Source organism: Paenibacillus sp. FSL M7-1046 (assembly GCF_038007405.1).
GTDB lineage: Bacteria > Bacillota > Bacilli > Paenibacillales > Paenibacillaceae > Paenibacillus_AQ.
In genome coordinates this window covers 817,909-835,231 of the sequence record NZ_JBBOXB010000001.1, presented here as the reverse complement: position 1 = coordinate 835,231, position 17,323 = coordinate 817,909, and the positions used below count along the sequence as shown (strand labels likewise).

Here is a 17,323-nt window from a genome sequence, read left to right as displayed (position 1 = left end):
ACTGCGTCATACGTTGCCGGGGATCGCTCAAGGGGAGTTTATCAATGAGTCTGACAGTGAAAGAGAACGAACTGGATAAGCTTAATGAAAGGGATCTGCGGGAGCCATGGGAGGAAGAGCCTGAGATATGGATTGACGATGACTGCGTATGATGTGGGAGGGTAGATTCTGTAGGTGAGAAAAGAAAAGCCAGCGGATAAATAACCGCTGGCTAGAAAATAAGCATTTATATGCTTCACGCTATAAATTATCCTTCTATTTCTCGCTGAAACGGATACCGTCCTGTTGAGGACGGCGAAGCCGTTTCCACTTGTTCAGCAGCGGCAAATTATTGAACGCTGCTGGAGGATACTGAGGAACCGGCAGTGCCGGTTACAGGCTGGGCTGTCGCCGTATAGCCTTCCGGCAAGTAGGTGACTACGGAAGCTGCCGAGATCACCTGCGCGTAACTTTTGCCGGGATCCGGCTGGGTTACGCTGTAATAGATGACGGCTGTCTTGTTTTTGCCAAATTCGATCCGGTCGATGCTTAGGCCATAGCCCGGATGCGGCAGGTTGCTGACGGTCACTGTAACTTTGTTTACTCCGTCAGCGGCTTTTTCCAGCTTCACTGCCGTGTCATAATTATAAGAAGGAGCTGTTGTTCCGCCATCCGGCTCAATGACTTCCTTGGCGAATTTAACTGCATCGAAGAGCCATACCGCTGCTTCCCCGCGGGTAACGGCTTCTGATGGGCGGAACGTGTTGTTCTTCTCCAGGGTAACGATATGTGTATTAACCAGAATCTGCAGGCTGTTCATTTCCGCCGTGGACAGCTTGCTGCCATCGGAAATATCAGCAAACATCATCGTTACCGGGAAGTTGCCCTTGCTCTGCAAAGCCTGGGTCAGCAAATGAGCGAACTGGGCGCGTGTCATCGTGCTGTTCGGATCAACGGTTTTGTCCAAGGACAGGCCGTTCTGCTTGGCGGCTACAAATGCGGAAGCATACCAGGCTTTGTCCTTTACTTTGTCAAAGTAATCACTAGCTTTACCAGCGGTTTGCGGGGACAGCTGCAGTCCGCTTACGATAAACTGAATGCCCTGGGCGAAGGTTACCTTTGATTTCGGTGCGAACTTGTCGCTGGTTACTCCGTTGATAATCCCGTCCTTATGCAAAGTATTGATTTTGGATTCGGCGGAATGGCCTTTCAAATCGGAAAATGCAAATGCCGATGTTCCCAAAGACAAGCTTGCCGCCAGAATGCTGCACGCTATGGTTAGTTTTTTAGCGTTCATCTGGAATGATTGATTCTTCTTCATTGTGCCTCACCTCTTATTCCCTTAGATGGCAGAATGCCGCAAAATGTTGCAGGGTGGCTCAAAATAAATGTAATTTAAGAATTTATCTGCGGAGCAGCGACTCGGCACCATCCACAAATATTTCCATCCCCGTGACGTGAAAGGACTCGTCCGAGCAAGGAACAGCACCAGATTGGCTACCTGCTCCGGCTTGCCGGGAGCTTGCTCCAGCGGATGACTGCCGTCCTGAAACTCCACGGGGATTTTCACTTCCTCAATTGCATCGCTTTTGTACGTATTATCCCCAATATTGGTATCAATTGATCCCGGGCAGACAGCATTTACGCGAATGGCGTATTGCGCCAGCTCCAGCGCAGCCATTTTCATAAAAGCGACCTGGCCTGCCTTAATAAATTCCTCCTAAAAGTTGCTCTGTCAGTAACTACATACCCCTCTCATTGGGGATGAACCAGTCTGGAAGCGGGGATGCCGGAAGGCGCAGCGATGCTTCTGGTCCCTTCCCCAGCGCTGTAAGCAACTCATACCGCTATGTCTCTTGCAATTGAACAAAAGAGCCATTTCGCAGTACACTTAAGGATGATAGCGCTATATTTACTACTTTCAGACCATGACAGGAGAACATAGATGATTCAGCAGCAGGGAATGGAGCGGATTAATGTCGGGATCTTTGCCCATGTCGATGCGGGAAAGACGACCACGACGGAGCATATTTTATATGAAAGCGGGCGGATTCGTGCGCTCGGCAGTGTGGATAGCGGGACGGCTATGACAGATTCGATGGAGGTCGAGCGGCAACGGGGAATATCGGTGCGGGCGGCGCTGGCTTCATTTGCCTGGAAAGGGGTGCAGGTTAATCTGGTGGATACTCCGGGCCACGTCGATTTTCTGTCCGAGGTGGAGCGGAGTCTGCGCGTGATGGACTGCGCGGTGCTGATCCTCTCGGCGGTGGAAGGTGTGCAGGCTCAGAGCGAGATGATCTGGAATGCGCTGCGTAAGCTGGGGATTCCGACCTTGATTTTTGTGAACAAAATGGACCGCGTCGGCGCTGATCCGGGGGCTGTGCTGGCCCAGGCACGCACCTACCTGTCCGGCGATATTATTCCGGTCCAGCAGCCAGCCGGTAAAGAGCAGGAATACACGGGTGCCTCAGATTTATGGCAGGCAGGTGCAGATGCGGCGGCACGGACGGAGCTGCTGGAGGCGCTGGCCGAAAGAGATGAACGGCTGCTGGAGCTCTACATGTCAGGCGGTGCCTCTGATCTTGCGGTATGGAAAAAACATCTGCAGGCGGAAGCGGCTTCGGGGCGGATGTTCCCGCTTGTCTACGGCGTCGCGGCCAAAGGCCTTGGCATTACGGAGCTGCTGGACGCGATGATCGATTATTTTCCCCGGGCTGGAGGGGATGCGGAGCAGCCGGTGTCCGGCATCGTGTACAACATTCAGCGCGATAAAAGCATGGGCCGGATGGCCTTTGTCAGGCTGTATGATGGAACGATACGTAACCGTGATACGGTAAAGAACTACTCACAGAATGTAGAGGGCAAAGTGACGCAGATCCGCAAGGTGGAGGGTGGACGGACGGAGGATGTCGGGGCGCTCGAGGCCGGGGATATCGCCGTAGTATACGGGCTCTCCGGCGTGCGGATCGGCGATGTGCTGGGCCGGCCGGATGCCATTCCGCAGGAAGCGAAGCTGGCTGTGCCGCTGCTGACTGTTCGTGTCTTCTGGGGAGCGGAATTCGATGACCACAAGGTGATCGGCGCGCTCCAGGAGCTGGCGGACGAAGATCCGCTGCTGGATGCCCAGTGGCTGCAGGAGGAGCGGGAGCTGCATATCAAGGTCATGGGCCCGATCCAGCTGGAGGTACTGGACAGCGTAATGGAGAGCCGTTACGGCCTGAAGGTCACCTTCGGCCAGCCGTCGGTGATTTACAAAGAGACGCCAAGCCGCGCGGGTGAAGGCTTCATCGCCTATACGATGCCGAAGCCGTGCTGGGCGATTCTGCGCTTCCTCATTGAGCCGGGGCCACCGGGCAGCGGTCTGGTGTATGAATCGCTGGTGCGCAGTTCGGATCTGCTCCCGCAGTACCAGAACGAGACAGCCCGCCGGGTGCCGGAGGCGCTGCAGCAAGGCCTCTACGGCTGGGAGGTGACCGACCTGAAGGTGACGCTGGTGGAGGGGAACCATCATGTGTGGCATACCCATCCGCTGGATTTTGCCGTAGCTACGCCGATGGGCATTATGGACGGGCTGAACCGAATCGGCACCACGCTGCTGGAGCCGATTCTCCAGGTACGCATTGTCGTGCCGGAGGAGAACGGCGGCCGTGTAATGAACGACCTCGTGCAGATGCGGGGCACCTTCGAGCCGCCGGTGCTGCAGGGCGAGCGGATGATCATCGAGGGCCGGCTGCCGCTGGCGACATCGCTCGATTACCCGGTGACCCTGAGCTCCTACACGAAGGGGCGCAGCACGTTCACGTCTTTTTTTGCCGGCTACGAGGAATGCCCGCCTGACGTCACCGCCGAGCGTATTCGCCGGGGCGTGAACCCGCTCGACCAATCCAAATATATCCTCAGCGTGCGCAAGGCGCTGCAAGGATGAAACGGATGAGGCTAGTGGAGTGAGGCTAGGTGGAGTGAGGCTAGGTGGAGTGAGGCTTGGTTGGAGTGAAGCTGGATGAAGGAGAACGGGGCGGAGGATTATGCCGGCCGTATGCGAGTGAGTACGCCTTCCAGCGGGCAAAGCGCTGGATGGGCTAAAGCTAGAAGTTCGAAAGGCTGGGGCTGAATGGATTCTATTGTAAAAGATGCAGCAGATGGCTGATTTTTGAGCTGGAAATGGCAATCTGCTGCACTTCCTGCAGTTGAATTTCTCAATTTTCCAATAATAAGGGGGTTCCGCTGATTTCTACTGCACAAACTGCAGCAGAACGCGAATCTCAGGTAATGGTAGGCATTTCTGTTGTAGAAAATACAGTAGATTATTGATGATCGCATGATGCATGGCGGTGCGCAGGGATGTCACATGGGGGATGCAGTAACCTAGTAGAATGGATAGAATGGAGAATCGGTATGGAATGCCTGGGATGCAGAATCGCTAACCGGCTGGAGCCGGGGGTGCAAATTGTTTATGAAGATCAGTATGTGGCCTGTGTGCTGGACATCGCCCCGTTTAATGACGGACATTTGCTGATTATGCCTAAGGAGCATTATCTGGATGTTGAAGAGATGGATGAAGCTACCTCAACGCACATTATGCATGTCTCAGTCACCATGTCACAGCTGCTTAAGCGCGCCTTCCGGCCGGATGGAATTACAATTTGCCAGAACGGCGGAGTGTTTAATGACCTGGGACATTATCACATGCATGTGATCCCCCGGTATGAGGGAGACGGATTTGCCTGGTCCGAACCGAAGGAGGACTTTCTGAGCGGAAGACCCTTAAATGAGGTCAAGGAAAAACTGGTCAGAGCATCGGAAGCACCAGAGTCAGCAACAACACCAAAGTCGGAAACACTACCAGAGCCAGCAACAGCTCCAGAGTCGGCAGCACTACCAGAGCCAGCAACAGTTCCAGAGTCAGCAGCACTACCAGAGCCAGCAACACTACCAGAGTCAGCAGCACTACCAGAGCCAGCAACAGCACCAGAGTCGGCATCAGCAACTGCATCAGAGTTGTTATCAGCGCCTGGGGAGCCTCCAAAAGAGTGAACACCGGCGGAGGCCGCAAGGATAATCTTATCCGCAGGCTGGCAGGAGGATGAAGCCGGGGGCTTTTCACCGATCCCCTGTCCTTGATCCGGGACCTTGTTTAGCGGTACAGCACCAGCTCAAACGTAGTCCGGCCTGGGCGGTTGTCCAGGTTCAACTCGCCGCCCTGCCGCACCATCATCTGCTTGGCAATCGACAGTCCCAGCCCGCTGCCCCCGTCCCGTTTTCTCGAAGCGTCGCCCCGTACAAAAGGGTCGAAAATCACAGCCTTCAATTCATCGGAAATGCCTACGCCATTGTCTATTACAGCTAGCCGCACGACATCCTCCGACTGCTCAAGCCGGAGCGTAACCTCTGTGCCGGGGGGATTGTAGCGCAGCGCATTCGATAAAAGATTGGCGATGGCCCGCCGCATCAGATTGGTATCGTAAGATACCAGCACTTCACGGGACGGGATTTCAACATGCAGCATAAACTGCTTGTCCTCGAACTGCTGATAATAATCCGCCGCGGCTTCCCTTAGCAGCTCGGCGATATCACCGGGCTCGACGGATACAGGAAAGTCGGGACTGTCCAGCTTCGACAAATGGAAAATATCGTCGATGAGCGAGGTGACAAGCTGGGATTTGTTATAGATAAGCTGCAAGTACTGCTCTCTTTTCTCCTCATTGTCCGCCATTCCTAGCTGCAGCGCTTTGGCGTAGCCTTGAATAGTAGTAATCGGGGTCTTGAGGTCATGCGATAGATCGACAAGCATCCGCTGCTTACTTAGCTGCAGCCTGCGGTTTTCGGCTTCTGTCCGCTGCAGCGACTCAGCCAGGTCATTGAAGTACATCTGCACCTGGGCGAATTCATCGCTATCGCCAGTTTGAATATCCAGCCGCTTATGAAATTTACGCAGCCGCATCTCCCGGATGGCTCCGGCAATCTGCTCCAGAGGTCTGGTGATCCGCCGCGCTGTCCAAACACTGTAGATTAAGACGTTTAGGCCAAATAATACAAGCAGGAGCAGCAGCCACTGTACGGAGACCGTAATGGTTTCCTGCTCCACATCAATAGCCATAATCAGAAAGGTTATGCCGACTACAGCCAGTGTACATGCGAACAAGATATAGGATTTGACCAGCCTGGACAAAAGCGTGTTTTTCTTCACCGGAATTCATCCTTCCTGGCGAACTTGTAGCCCAGTCCCCGGATGGTCCGGATATACACCGGCTGTCTGGCGTTGTCCTCGATCTTCTCTCTCAGCCGGGAGATATGTACCATAATGGTGTTGGCATCTTCATAATAAGGGTCAGACCAGGCCTGTTCGAATAGCTGTTTTTTGGTCCATACCCGGCCCGGGGAGTCCATGAAGGTGGTAAGCAGCTTGTATTCGATCGCCGTCAGCGGAATGTCTTGGCCCTCTTTGTACAGGACACAATCCAGGTGATCCAGCTCTAGCTGCCCGATGACTGTGCGTTCCTGCGGAGCCGGTGGCTCAGGGTCCTCCTGGCCGGTAGGTTCGTTAAATTCATAGGTCCGTCTCAGCATCGCCTGAATGCGGGCCATAACCTCCAGCGGATTGAAGGGCTTCGCAATGAAATCATCCGCACCCAGCTGCAGTCCCAGAATTTTATCACTGTCCTCATTTTTGGCGGAAATAATAATAACCGGAATTTTGTAATCCGTCCGGAGCAGCTTCAGCAGCTGAATACCGTCAAGCTCAGGCATCATAATATCAATTACAGCCAGATCAACCCGCTGCTCCCGTATAAAACTCCATGCCTCGATGCCATTCAGTGCCTCCAGCACCTTCAGGTTCTCCCGCTCCAGAAACAGCCTCAGTAATTCCAGAATATCCGGGTCATCATCCGCCAGCAAAACAGTTCTGCTCATCTGCTACTCCGCTCCTCTCAAGTTGTCCTATTTTCATCAGTCTATCATTTTTTGAAGCGTATTTTATGATCTTAAGATGAATTTAAGATTGAGGGAAGATTCAGGACAGAAACGGACGGTATGCTAAAAGCAGAACGAACCATTATAGTGCTGGAGGTTGCAAGAATGAAAAACAAATTACAGCGATTGCTCGCAGTGCCGCTTGTCTTCTTGGGGATGAACGTCTTCATGGGCCATGAAGCAGAAGCGGCTGCCACACCTGCTGTGCCTGCCGCTTTATCGGCGAGCCAGCTTGAACAGAGTATAGACCCTATTATGCAAGAGGAGCTTGAGAAGCGGCATATTCCCGGATCTGCCGTAGTCGTGACTCAGGGAGACCGGATTATTTTCAGCAAGGGTTATGGTTATGCCGATGTTGAACAGAGCATTCCTGTAGACCCTGCAAAAACGATCATGCGGTTAGGTTCGATTACCAAAACGGTAACAGCCGTCTCTGCTATGCAATTGGTAGAGCAAGGGAAGCTGACGCTGCATGATGACCTTAATACTTTTTTGCACGCGTATCAATTGCCTTCCTTCGGAAAGCAGCCCATTACGCTGCATCACCTGCTGACCCATACTGCCGGGCTGGACGAGTCCATCTACAAGATTCAGGCCCACTCCCGGGAGAAGTCTCTTTCGGCAGAGCAATATCTGCGGCAATATTTCCGCCAGCAGCCACCCGTGCGGGAGCCGGGACAGGAATACGAATACAGCAACGCGGGACTGGGATTGGTTGGCAACTTGATAGAGCAGACTGCGGGTACTGATCTAGGGGCCTACATGTTCCAGAATGTGTTTACTCCCCTGAAGATGCCCAGCGCAAGCCTGACGGTTCCCGAAAGCAGCCCGGATATGGCAAAATCCTATGTGTATTCTAATAAAAAGTACACTGCTGTGTCGTCGACTTACCCCCACATCCCTGGGGCCGGGGCCCTGAGTGTGATTCCCGATGAATTTGCCCATTTTATGATCGCTTTACTTAACCAAGGGGTTTATCAAGGGACGGCATTGTTGAAGCCCGACAGCGTTGAAATGATGCAGCAGTCTCAATTTGCTGAGCACCCGAAGGTTGACGGTGTAGGATATGGCCTGTATCGGGGACATCTTGCAGATGGTAGCACTGTGCTGACGCATACCGGAGAGATCGAAGGATTCGCCGCCAAAATGGAGCTTATCCCTTCGCAGAAGCTTGGCATTCTAATAGTCAGCAATGGTGAAGAGGGTGGGATAACTTACGACAAGGTCACGGATGCGGTTGCCGGGCTGTTAACCAAAAAGACGGAAGCTGTAACGCCATTGCCGTATTCCTTGGAGGATTTGCAGCAATACGAGCGGACTTATACCTTTGCCAAGGTTCCGCAGCATGGCTGGGGCAAATGGCTGTATTTCCTGGGCGGCAGAAATTACAAGGTTACAGCAGCCGAAGGAGAACTGGTTGTGAGCGGAGTATTCCCGGATGGAAGCGGAGAAACGGCGGAGAAGAGCTTCGTGCCGATTGCCGATGGATTGTTTCAGGAACAGGAGAGTGGGATGCAGCTGTTGATCGACAAGCAGCATAATTGGAAAATGACCATCATCCAGGAGACGACCTTCTCACCGGAGCCGGGCTTCTGGAAGCGTCCTTCCACCTTGCTCATCGTGTACATTGTCCCTGGATTACTGTTCCTTGCGCTGCTGGCAGTCACGCTGATCCGTTATGTCGTGCGGTTATTTCGTAAGCCGCGCAGAACTGTATCGCTGCATATTACTGCAATCTCGCTGCTCATGTCCGTCTTTCTGCTGCTCCAGCTGACTTACAGCAATGGGGCCATTACCTTCGGCTACCCGGTGTGGTATGCGTGGGGTGTCGCTTCACTGCCTCTGGTGGCTGTCCTGTTTGCTCTTCATTTGCTCTGGCGGAATGCCGGTCAGTCTGTTAAAGGAAAAGTCGTTTCCCTGACACGCTGCTTCGTTGCGATTGCCTGCATCGGCTATACAGGATTTATGTACTATTGGAATATGTTATCGATCCATTTCTCGTAGCCCGGAAAAGCTCATTTTTCCAATGGGGATTTACTTCGGTACTCTGTTCACGCCCAGAGCCCTAGTGTATGATTAAGCTATAATCTTAACGTTTGCTATAAGCGATGGGAGAGAGCTGACATGAAGAACATACAGGACGGAGTCTTTCCCGCGGTATGCCCGCTCGATTGTCCGGATACCTGCGGGCTGCTCCTGCACAAAAAGGACGGAAAGCTCGTCAAGATAGAGGGCAACCCGGAGCATCCGGTGACCAAAGGAGCGATTTGCAACAAGGTGCGGCATGCAGGCGAATGGACGCAGCATCCGGACCGGCTGACACAGCCGCTGAAGCGGGTTGGCCCTAAAGGCGAAGGAGCTTTTGTGCCGATCAGCTGGGATGAGGCCATTGCCGAAATTGCCCGGAAGCTTCGCTCGGTGAGTGAAGAGTTCGGCTCCGAGAGCATCCTTCCTTATAACTTTTACGGCAATATGGGCTTCCTCAGTGTGGAGGGGATGAACCGCCGTTTCTTTAATGCGCTTGGCGCGAGCCGGTTGGAGCTGACCATATGTGCATCCGCCGGAAATGAAGGCTGGAAACATACGATGGGCTTCAAGGGCGGATTAAATCCGGAGGATACGGTGAACGCCGACCTGATTATTATCTGGGGGGCTAACATCGTCAGTACGAATATGCACCAGGTGGTGCTGGCGGAACAAGCGCGCAAGCGCGGGGCGAAGGTCATTGTTATTGATGTTCACCGCAACCGTACGGCCCAGTGGGGCGACTGGTTTATCCAGCTCCATCCGGGAACGGACAGTGCGCTGGCGCTGGGGATTATGCACATTCTGTTCCGTGACAAGCTGGTGGATGAAGATTTTCTGGTCCGTTATACGTTTGGGCATGAGGAACTGCGCCAGCAGGCGCAGATGTATCCTCCGCAGACTGTCTCGGATATTACCGGCGTCCCTGTGGACGACCTGGAGCAGCTTGCACGGATGTACGGCGAAGCCAATGTGTCTTACATCCGGATCGGCAACGGCCTGCAGCATCATGACAACGGCGGGATGAACGTGCGCAGCATCAGCTGCCTGCCCGCCCTGACCGGCCAATGGCTGAAAAAAGGCGGCGGCGCGCTGAAGTACAACGGCGCCTATAACGCACTTAATGCCCGGGCGCTGGAACGGCCGAAGCTGCGCCCTAATCCGCGGGCGCGGAGCATCAACATGAACCGGCTGGCCCAGGCGCTGGAGATGACCGAGCAGCCGGTGAAGGCGTTGTTTGTGTTCTGCAGCAACCCTGTGGTTGTGGCGCCGGAAGCGGACCGGGTGCGCGCCGGCATGCAGCGGGAGGATCTGTTCACCGTGGTGCATGAGCTGTTCATGACCGACACCGCGAAGTATGCCGATATCGTGCTGCCGTCGACAGCTTCGTTCGAGAATACCGATCTGTATGCCTCCTACTGGCATCACTATATGCAGCTCCAGGAGCCAGTTCTTGAGGCACCGGGAGAGTGCAAAAGCAACTTTGAGCTGTTTTCGCTGCTGGGCCGGGCGATGGGGTTTGACGAGGAGGCCTTCAGTCAGAGCGAGGACGAAATGATCCGCGAAGCTCTGGACAATCCGGCTAATCCGTACCTGAACGGTGTCACGCTGGAGCGGCTGCAGGCCGAGCGCCATGTGAAGCTGGATCTGACGGCGCGCGAGAACTTCCTGGATAAGCTGCCCACGCCATCAGGCAAAATCGAGCTGTATTCTTCCACACTTAAGGCGGAGGGCCTCTCGCCCCTGCCTGTTTACGAACCGCTGAAGGAAGGATATGACGGTGTACGCCGTCCCCGTGCAGATGATCCGTATCCGCTGAACTTCATCTCACCGCCGAACCATAATTTCCTGAACGGCACCTTTGCCAATGTGGAGAAACATCAGCGGATGGAGAAGGGGCCGATGCTGCAGATCCACCCGCTAGATGCCGAAGCCCGCTCCATCCGTGACGGTGACAGAGTGAAGGTCTATAACGGCCGGGGCGAAATCGTGCTGAAGGCCGTTGTGACCGACAAAATGCTGCCCGGCACGGCGATCAGCCAAGGCCTCTCGTGGGAAGGGGAAGACGGCCCGCAGCGGGTCAATGTTCTGACACCGGACCGGCTCAGCGACATGGGCCGCGGCGCTACCTTCTTCTCGACCACCATTCAGGTGGAGAAGCTGAAGCTAGAGGAGCAACCGGAGACGGTGGTTCAAGAGTCGTAATATTGCAAATAAATGAGCCGCCCTTGCAAGTGAAGGGCGGCTGTTTTGATTATTGACGCAATAGCTGATGTTTTTTGAGAATAGGGAAATCTGCGTTGCTGATGTTGAGAAACCAGTGTTAAAATTCCCATAAATAAACAAGGTTCAGGGTGAATAAATATGATTGAACGGGAGGTTGAAGCGGAAAACAGGCAGAGCCGAAATGAACCTGAAGGGGATAGCTGAACATGATGATAGTTGGAACGATACTCGCGATTTTGGCTGCTGTGGTATTAACCATTTTTTTGGGCCCATACGGGATACTGGTATTGTTTGCAGTAGGGTTTGGATTATTGCTCAGCATACACGTCAGAACGAAAGAAATTCATAACGATTTGCAGAAAATCAAGGAGAAGCTTGGCCTTACAGCCGGCGATGATTATGTCAGCGATCAGGAAATTGAGGCGGAGCTGGAGCAGGACAGAGTGAAGGAAGAGCATTAGGACGAGGAAATGGTAAGGATAAGGTAAGGACAAAGGTAAGGACAAAGATAAGGGTTAGACAAAAAAACTGATAAAAACTAAGTGCTTTTATATGGAGGTAATAGATTTGGCAACGATTGTATATCTTATCCGCCATGCGGAATCTATATATGTGGAAGGGAAGGATAGAACGAGAGGGTTGTCCGAACAAGGTCATAAGGATGCGCTAAGAGTCAAATCCTTTTTGCAGGATGCCATCATAGACAGCTTTGTTTCGAGTCCTTATGAGCGGGCGATCCTCACGGTCAAGCCGTTGGCGGATGAGCTGCACAAGGAAATTATTATTATTGAAGAGCTTCGAGAAAGAACCATCGGCGATATTGGAAATTCGAGTTTCCACGAGGTCAAAAAGAGGGTGTACGAGGATTTCGAGGTGGCTTTTGCGGGTGGAGAATCTAGTTCTGAGGCGCAGGCAAGAGGCATCCAAGAGATGGAGCTGTTACTGGAGAAATATAAAGACCAAACCATCGCCATCGGTACCCATGGCGACATCATGACGCTCATCATAAATCATTATGATCCGAAGTATGGTTACGAGTTCTGGCAATCGACGTCCATGCCCGACATCTACCGGTTGGAGTTTGAGGATGGGAAGTTGAGTTATGTGGCGAGGGATTGGGTGTTAGGGTGTTAGGAGGTAATTCGTGAATTTTGCAAATTATACTTGTGGTGAGCCTTCTATGTTTTGAGTGGTTTTCACTTTTATCTCCTGAATTCTTACGTAATTAGAGTAATTTACATGCATTGTTATGTAGTAGTTTAGCGAAAAAACCAAAAAAACAAAAAGCACAAAAATTCCGCTTGAACAGCAGGAATTCAGTGCTTTTTTTCATCAATTCTGCTTATCCTTTACGTCGTACTTCGAACAAATCGTTAGGACTGACATCAAAGTAGAGACATAACTTCATTATCAGTTCTGCTGAAATTTTCTTCTTATCCATATTATTGTTATGCATTAATTCCGTAATCGTTGTTCTTCGATGTCCAATTTCCTTAGACAATTTTAATACAGATATACCGCGCTCTTTTAATATGGTGTCTAACTTGCAGTAAAGTGTGTATTCGTTAAATTCCATGGTCTCCTCCAGATATAGAAATAGTTGAACTTTGAAAGTGCATGTAGTATATTGTTGAAGTAGATGGTGAACTTTAAACGTGCAATTCAATATGAATATTTTGTTGGTACGCTCTTACAAATATCCTTAGAGCAAACAGACGGAGGAAGCCATATGCCGAAACGCCGACCTCGCAAACTTAATACCCAAGCTATTCTTGATATCACTAAAAAAAATTTGGTCTGGCCGGAGTTAGAGGATCAACAGGATGCAATACATTACTATCATCTCACTGATGCGCTCGGACGTAAATGGCAAACCATTGGTTGTCATGTTACGGATGCGATTAAAGTTTTTAAAATGGGGGAGTATCCTCCATGGACGTCAATAATCAGAGCTGCGCCTTACAATCCAACTATTACCATACAAGCGCTAGTGTCAATGCTAAATTGTAAAGATAAATCATTGATAAAGGATATGAAAATAATATTAAATACATCTGTCCGATGTAACCAGTTTTTAAACAAAATTGTTAACGTGAACTATTATAGTATCTTTCAGGTGTTGTATGACTTGAAAAATGAATATCTACTGAATGATCCAATACCAATCTCAGCTTTTGAACATATGTACAGTATTAATCCAATCGAAGCCCTATCTCGATTTTATTTGGAAAATGTAGATACGTTGGATTATTGGGAGTGGCTGCAAGCCGGTGGTTCGGCTGATCTGGCGATTAATTTTAGAAATATGAATCCAAATCTAACTTTGATTGAAGCCATAGAAAAAGCAGAGAGATTGCAAGAAATAACAAACGTGCTTGAATAAGGCATCTATCATACAAGTACATCTTTCCCGATGATCAAAACCACAAAGTAAGAGATATTTGAGGAGAAGGGTGTGCTGTTTACAGTGCTAAACGGTCCTGCAAAAATAAAGTTAACACACCCACACCTAGACGCAAGGGAAGTCACGGAAACCAACAAGCTGTTGCATCATTTAATCCCCGGCGTCTTCTGCTTTTTTTCGTGCCCGGAAGCGGCGCACCTTCATCAGATTGCCGCAGAGCTTGTCGTCGCAGTAGCGCTTGGAGCGGTTGCGGGTATCGTCGTAGTAGACCCAGAGGCAGTCAGGATTGTCGCAGATGCGGAAACGGGCGGTTTCCTTCTCCAGCAGGGCAGCAGCAAAAGAAGCGGCAATCTCGGCCATAATCTGTTCCCAGTCGTTGCGTTGCGGCAGAAGAGAGAGCTCCGCCCGGCCGTCCGGCTTCCAGACTACTTGTCTAAGCGCTGGCCCTTTGCCCATATACATATTCAGTTGCTCCAGCAGCTTGGGATCTGCGCTATTGCCTTGCACGAGCTTCTGCACTTCGCCCCACAACAGGCCGCGCAGCTGCTTCAATTGCTCCAGTTCATCAGGCTCCGGCGGCGATGTTACCTGCAACGCTTGCTGCTCCAGCCACTTCTCCAGCCATTCCTGATCCTCCAGCCTGTCCCGGTCCTTGCTGCGGTCGCCTGTCCGCCAATCCCGCCAATAGCTGTTAATGAAATCCTCCCACAGCACGGTTCATCCATCCTTCCGCAGCCTTCTCTTTCTCTTGATTGTAACAGTTAAAAATCATGTTTGCTAGTTACTTGAATCCTCCGCTTGAATATGCTACATTTCTTGTGTAACGGTTATCGGAGCTTTGAGTGGTTACATTGCTCACAATACTTTGAGGAGGTAAAACATGCAGAATAAGATTAGCGATGTTTTGCTGCAAAACTGGGATTATGCCATGGATGTCGAGGATTGGGCGCCGCCGCTAAGTGATGCGCTGCAGGGTGTGGACAGCATTCAGGCCAGCTGGAAGCCGGGGGAAGCGGGCAACTCCATCTGGGAGACAGTCAACCATCTGACCTATTACAAGGAACGTTTGCTGAATAAGCTCAAAGGTCTGCCGCAGCTGCCGGATGCAGAGAGCAACGACGCCACGTTTACCGTAACAGCAAGCGGGGAAGAAGCGTGGGAACAGGCGGTTGCCAAGCTAAAGTCCATCCATGCTTCACTACGGGAAGTGATTGAGGCGCTGGAAGAAGGCATCTACGATTGGGGCGGCTCGGGCCATGCTCCGGGTGAAGAAGTGATGAGCCTGATTCTGCATGATTCTTACCACACCGGACAGATTGTGCTGGTCCGCAAGCTGCAAGGCTCCTGGCCTTCCCACCGCAGTTTTAACTGATTATTTAACATACAATAATGAAGCCGCATCTCCGCTGACCGGGTATATCCTGGCCTTGTGGGGATGCGGCTATTTGTTTCAAGCAGGAAAAGCCGGGGTTAATGGGGTGCTATACACAAGAAATCGGATTCCAGCGTTGTCGCATCCACCTTTATTAAATACGCGGCGTATATTATTATCATTTTCGGAATCCTGTTCTTCCTGGTGAGATACGTTTTCCCGATGTTCTAAAATTATAGACGGATGAAGCAGCGTGCTTGCGGCAAATGTAAGCGCCTGAGGATCTTCACAAACCAAAAGCCACGGCTACCCTGACGGTAATCGTGGCTTTTGATCTTCACACACACCTGAATTGCAATATAACTCTATACTTCTCTAGGTACAGAATCACGGGATTCGGCGGAATTGCGGTAAAAAAACCAGCATTCGTTCAGCAGCTTGATCTGACGGCGGTCCTTTTTGAAATAAGCCTTCATGAGCTGATGGCAGAGCCACTGTGGCAAGTGTACCCCTCCTCTGGCATGCTTCCTATGTACAGCATATGGGAAGGAGTGCCCAAAGGTGCGGCGAAGGCTACAATTTAATGAATACCTTCTTCTTCCTCTTCGTACCACTGTTCCAGCTGTGCCTGCAGCGCACGGATTTCCGTCAGCAGCGAGATCAGCGGATAATTATTCTCCTGAATAGAGGAAAAAGCGCTCTCCAGCCGGTTGATGTACGCAAGCCCCGACTCCAGCGTATACCCCTCGCGCAGCAGATCTAGCGAATCACATTCCGCGATGGCCAGCGGCAGGTTCGGCACATTGTCCGCCGTCAGCTTGTCGATCTCTTTATTGAGGCGGAGATTAAGCGCACTCAGCTGGTACGCATATTCCTCCGGCATTTCCACAAACTGCAATTCCTGTTTCTGCTGCAAAATTACATACCGCATTTTCGGCATACGTCATTCTCCCTCCGGACTTGTCTTCCTTCTTGACAGTTTAGCCTATGGGCAAGTTACAATTCAAGTAGAGATCTTATTTCCTATGGAGAGGACCTGTGAGAAACGCTATGACGACTATAAGTAACGAAGAGCTGCAGCTGTGGATCGAGCAGGTGTCGCTGGGCAGCTTTGGCGTGCCATTCCGGCACAAAGCAAGCTTTAACAACAGACTTACGACAACAGGCGGACGATATTTTACCAAAAGCCATAATATAGAGATTAACCCGCAGCAGCTGGCGATGTATGGGCGTGAAGAGACGGAGAAGATCATCAAGCACGAGCTCTGCCACTACCATCTGCATCTGGCGAAGCGGGGATATATGCACCGGGATGCCGATTTCAAAAGCCTGCTGGCCCAGGTCGGCGGAAGCCGTTACTGCGGAGCGCTGCCGGGGGCCAAGGCCCGTAAGCCGCAGCCTTACCGGTATAAGCTCGTGTGCACCGACTGTGCCATGGAATATCCGCGCAAGCGCAAGGCTGACCCGAAGCGCTACCGCTGCGGCAAATGTGCCGGCAAGCTGAAGCTGGTAGCACTTGAACTAGGAAATGGCCAGTCTACTTAATGACGAGGCCCAGCAGCCCGGCAAAAGAAGCCGCCTGATCTGCGGAAATAATACAGCCCGGCAGATCTTCAATATCCACATTCAGGCCGCTGAATTCGCAGTCACTTAAGTCGATATCTCTTAATTTGGAGCCTGCCATTACCGCCTGGTCAATCTTGCAGACTGAGAACGACATTTTATTGAAGCTGGCTTGATAGAAGTCGGCGCTGTTCAGCGAACTGTTCTCGAAGGCCGTTTGTTTGAAGTTTCCGAACCGGAAGCTGGCGAAGTCACCTATGCAGTCCGTCACACGGACATTCTGGAATCTTGCTCTGGTAAAGTCAGTTCCGATCATTTTGCACAGCTTGAACTCTGTCCGGTGAATGAAGGCTTCGCTGAAATCCACGTTGGACAGATCGCAGTTTTCAAAGATCACATCCGTCAGCTCGACAGCACGGAGTGTGGACTCGGTAATCGTGACATTTTTGAACAGCACTTTATCGAAGGATACCTTGGACGCTTCCTGATATTCAATGAAGGTATCGCTGATGGCGCAGAGGCTGAACTCCTCTTTGGACTCCAGGGAGAACACTTGCTGCACTGGCAGAGAGAGCGGGTCGGCGATTTTGGGCGGATCAATTTTATGATTCATGCTGGCCTCCAATAATGAATAATGAATAGGGTGGGTTCCGTCGCCGAAGCGGCGGGTGGATGAGTTAACTATCCTGCGCGGCAGGTGTTTTGTCAATGTTCCGGTAGTCTGCTGGAGGCTAGCTCAGAACAGGGATAACAGCCTAGTTATAATGGGAACCCAAAGGCTT

General features: G+C 51.6%; 17 protein-coding genes and 1 pseudogene. 9 read left to right on the top strand and 9 right to left on the bottom strand.

Going from position 1 to position 17,323, the window contains the following annotated elements; genetic code table 11:
- Positions 1-328: 328 nt before the first annotated feature.
- Positions 329-1,300, bottom strand: a complete 972-nt coding sequence (locus NYE29_RS03475; protein ID WP_340894396.1) for an S-layer homology domain-containing protein — start codon at positions 1,298-1,300, stop codon at positions 329-331.
- Between the two features lie 82 nt (positions 1,301-1,382).
- A pseudogene (locus NYE29_RS03470) lies at positions 1,383-1,687 on the bottom strand (SDR family oxidoreductase); the annotation flags it as partial.
- Positions 1,688-1,924: 237 nt separating this feature from the next.
- Here NYE29_RS03470 and NYE29_RS03465 point away from each other — a divergent pair.
- Positions 1,925-3,904 carry a translation factor GTPase family protein gene (locus tag NYE29_RS03465; RefSeq protein WP_340894394.1) on the top strand — a complete coding sequence of 660 codons (1,980 nt, stop codon included), beginning with the start codon at positions 1,925-1,927 and terminating at the stop codon, positions 3,902-3,904.
- Positions 3,905-4,374: 470 nt separating this feature from the next.
- The gene (locus NYE29_RS03460; RefSeq protein ID WP_340894392.1) at positions 4,375-5,013 is read left to right on the top strand and encodes an HIT family protein; all 639 of its coding nucleotides are present in this window, start codon (positions 4,375-4,377) and stop codon (positions 5,011-5,013) included.
- 100 nt (positions 5,014-5,113) lie between these two features.
- On the opposite strand, the gene NYE29_RS03455 is transcribed toward NYE29_RS03460, so the two are convergent.
- Positions 5,114-6,166, bottom strand: a complete 1,053-nt coding sequence (locus NYE29_RS03455; RefSeq protein WP_340894391.1) for a sensor histidine kinase — start codon at positions 6,164-6,166, stop codon at positions 5,114-5,116.
- Complete coding sequence (locus NYE29_RS03450; RefSeq protein WP_340894390.1) at positions 6,163-6,891, bottom strand: response regulator transcription factor; 729 nt, start codon at positions 6,889-6,891, stop codon at positions 6,163-6,165. The genes NYE29_RS03455 and NYE29_RS03450 overlap by 4 nt, the downstream gene beginning before the upstream one ends.
- Before the next feature lie 165 nt (positions 6,892-7,056).
- On the opposite strand from NYE29_RS03450, the gene NYE29_RS03445 reads away from it, so the two are divergent.
- The 4 genes from NYE29_RS03445 (at position 7,057) to NYE29_RS03430 (ending at position 12,336) form a co-directional block, all read left to right on the top strand.
- Positions 7,057-8,955, top strand: coding sequence for a serine hydrolase (locus NYE29_RS03445; protein WP_340894389.1), 1,899 nt, complete (start codon positions 7,057-7,059; stop codon positions 8,953-8,955).
- A gap of 120 nt (positions 8,956-9,075) precedes the next feature.
- The gene (locus NYE29_RS03440) at positions 9,076-11,181 is read left to right on the top strand and encodes a molybdopterin-containing oxidoreductase family protein (protein WP_340894388.1); all 2,106 of its coding nucleotides are present in this window, start codon (positions 9,076-9,078) and stop codon (positions 11,179-11,181) included.
- Between the two features lie 227 nt (positions 11,182-11,408).
- Complete coding sequence (locus NYE29_RS03435; protein WP_340894386.1) at positions 11,409-11,663, top strand: hypothetical protein; 255 nt, start codon at positions 11,409-11,411, stop codon at positions 11,661-11,663.
- A 106-nt stretch (positions 11,664-11,769) separates the two neighbouring features.
- Complete coding sequence (locus NYE29_RS03430) at positions 11,770-12,336, top strand: histidine phosphatase family protein (protein WP_340894385.1); 567 nt, start codon at positions 11,770-11,772, stop codon at positions 12,334-12,336.
- Between the two features lie 208 nt (positions 12,337-12,544).
- Here NYE29_RS03430 and NYE29_RS03425 read toward each other — a convergent pair whose 3' ends face one another.
- The gene (locus NYE29_RS03425) at positions 12,545-12,778 is read right to left on the bottom strand and encodes a helix-turn-helix domain-containing protein (protein WP_076111223.1); all 234 of its coding nucleotides are present in this window, start codon (positions 12,776-12,778) and stop codon (positions 12,545-12,547) included.
- Between the two features lie 63 nt (positions 12,779-12,841).
- Here NYE29_RS03425 and NYE29_RS03420 point away from each other — a divergent pair, with 63 nt between their 5' ends.
- Positions 12,842-13,585, top strand: a complete 744-nt coding sequence (locus NYE29_RS03420) for a hypothetical protein (RefSeq protein ID WP_340894383.1) — start codon at positions 12,842-12,844, stop codon at positions 13,583-13,585.
- 171 nt (positions 13,586-13,756) lie between these two features.
- On the opposite strand, the gene NYE29_RS03415 is transcribed toward NYE29_RS03420, so the two are convergent.
- On the bottom strand, positions 13,757-14,320 hold the full coding sequence (locus NYE29_RS03415; RefSeq protein ID WP_340894382.1) for a CGNR zinc finger domain-containing protein: 564 nt from the start codon (positions 14,318-14,320) through the stop codon (positions 13,757-13,759).
- 166 nt (positions 14,321-14,486) lie between these two features.
- On the opposite strand from NYE29_RS03415, the gene NYE29_RS03410 reads away from it, so the two are divergent.
- Positions 14,487-14,978 carry a DinB family protein gene (locus NYE29_RS03410; RefSeq protein ID WP_340894381.1) on the top strand — a complete coding sequence of 164 codons (492 nt, stop codon included), beginning with the start codon at positions 14,487-14,489 and terminating at the stop codon, positions 14,976-14,978.
- 365 nt (positions 14,979-15,343) lie between these two features.
- Here the strand turns inward: NYE29_RS03410 and cmpA are convergent, their stop codons facing one another.
- Together cmpA and NYE29_RS03400 are read right to left on the bottom strand one after the other, a co-directional pair.
- Positions 15,344-15,481, bottom strand: a complete 138-nt coding sequence (gene cmpA, locus NYE29_RS03405; protein ID WP_144024341.1) for a cortex morphogenetic protein CmpA — start codon at positions 15,479-15,481, stop codon at positions 15,344-15,346.
- A 77-nt stretch (positions 15,482-15,558) separates the two neighbouring features.
- A complete protein-coding gene (locus NYE29_RS03400; protein WP_038586996.1) occupies positions 15,559-15,918 on the bottom strand; it encodes a hypothetical protein in 360 nt (119 codons plus the stop codon).
- Positions 15,919-16,028: 110 nt separating this feature from the next.
- Here NYE29_RS03400 and NYE29_RS03395 point away from each other — a divergent pair, with 110 nt between their 5' ends.
- Positions 16,029-16,523, top strand: coding sequence for a SprT family protein (locus NYE29_RS03395; protein WP_340894379.1), 495 nt, complete (start codon positions 16,029-16,031; stop codon positions 16,521-16,523).
- Here the strand turns inward: NYE29_RS03395 and NYE29_RS03390 are convergent.
- Positions 16,516-17,154, bottom strand: a complete 639-nt coding sequence (locus tag NYE29_RS03390; RefSeq protein WP_340894377.1) for a pentapeptide repeat-containing protein — start codon at positions 17,152-17,154, stop codon at positions 16,516-16,518. The two genes, NYE29_RS03395 and NYE29_RS03390, sit on opposite strands and share 8 nt — an antisense overlap.
- Between the last annotated feature and the right edge of the window lie 169 nt (positions 17,155-17,323).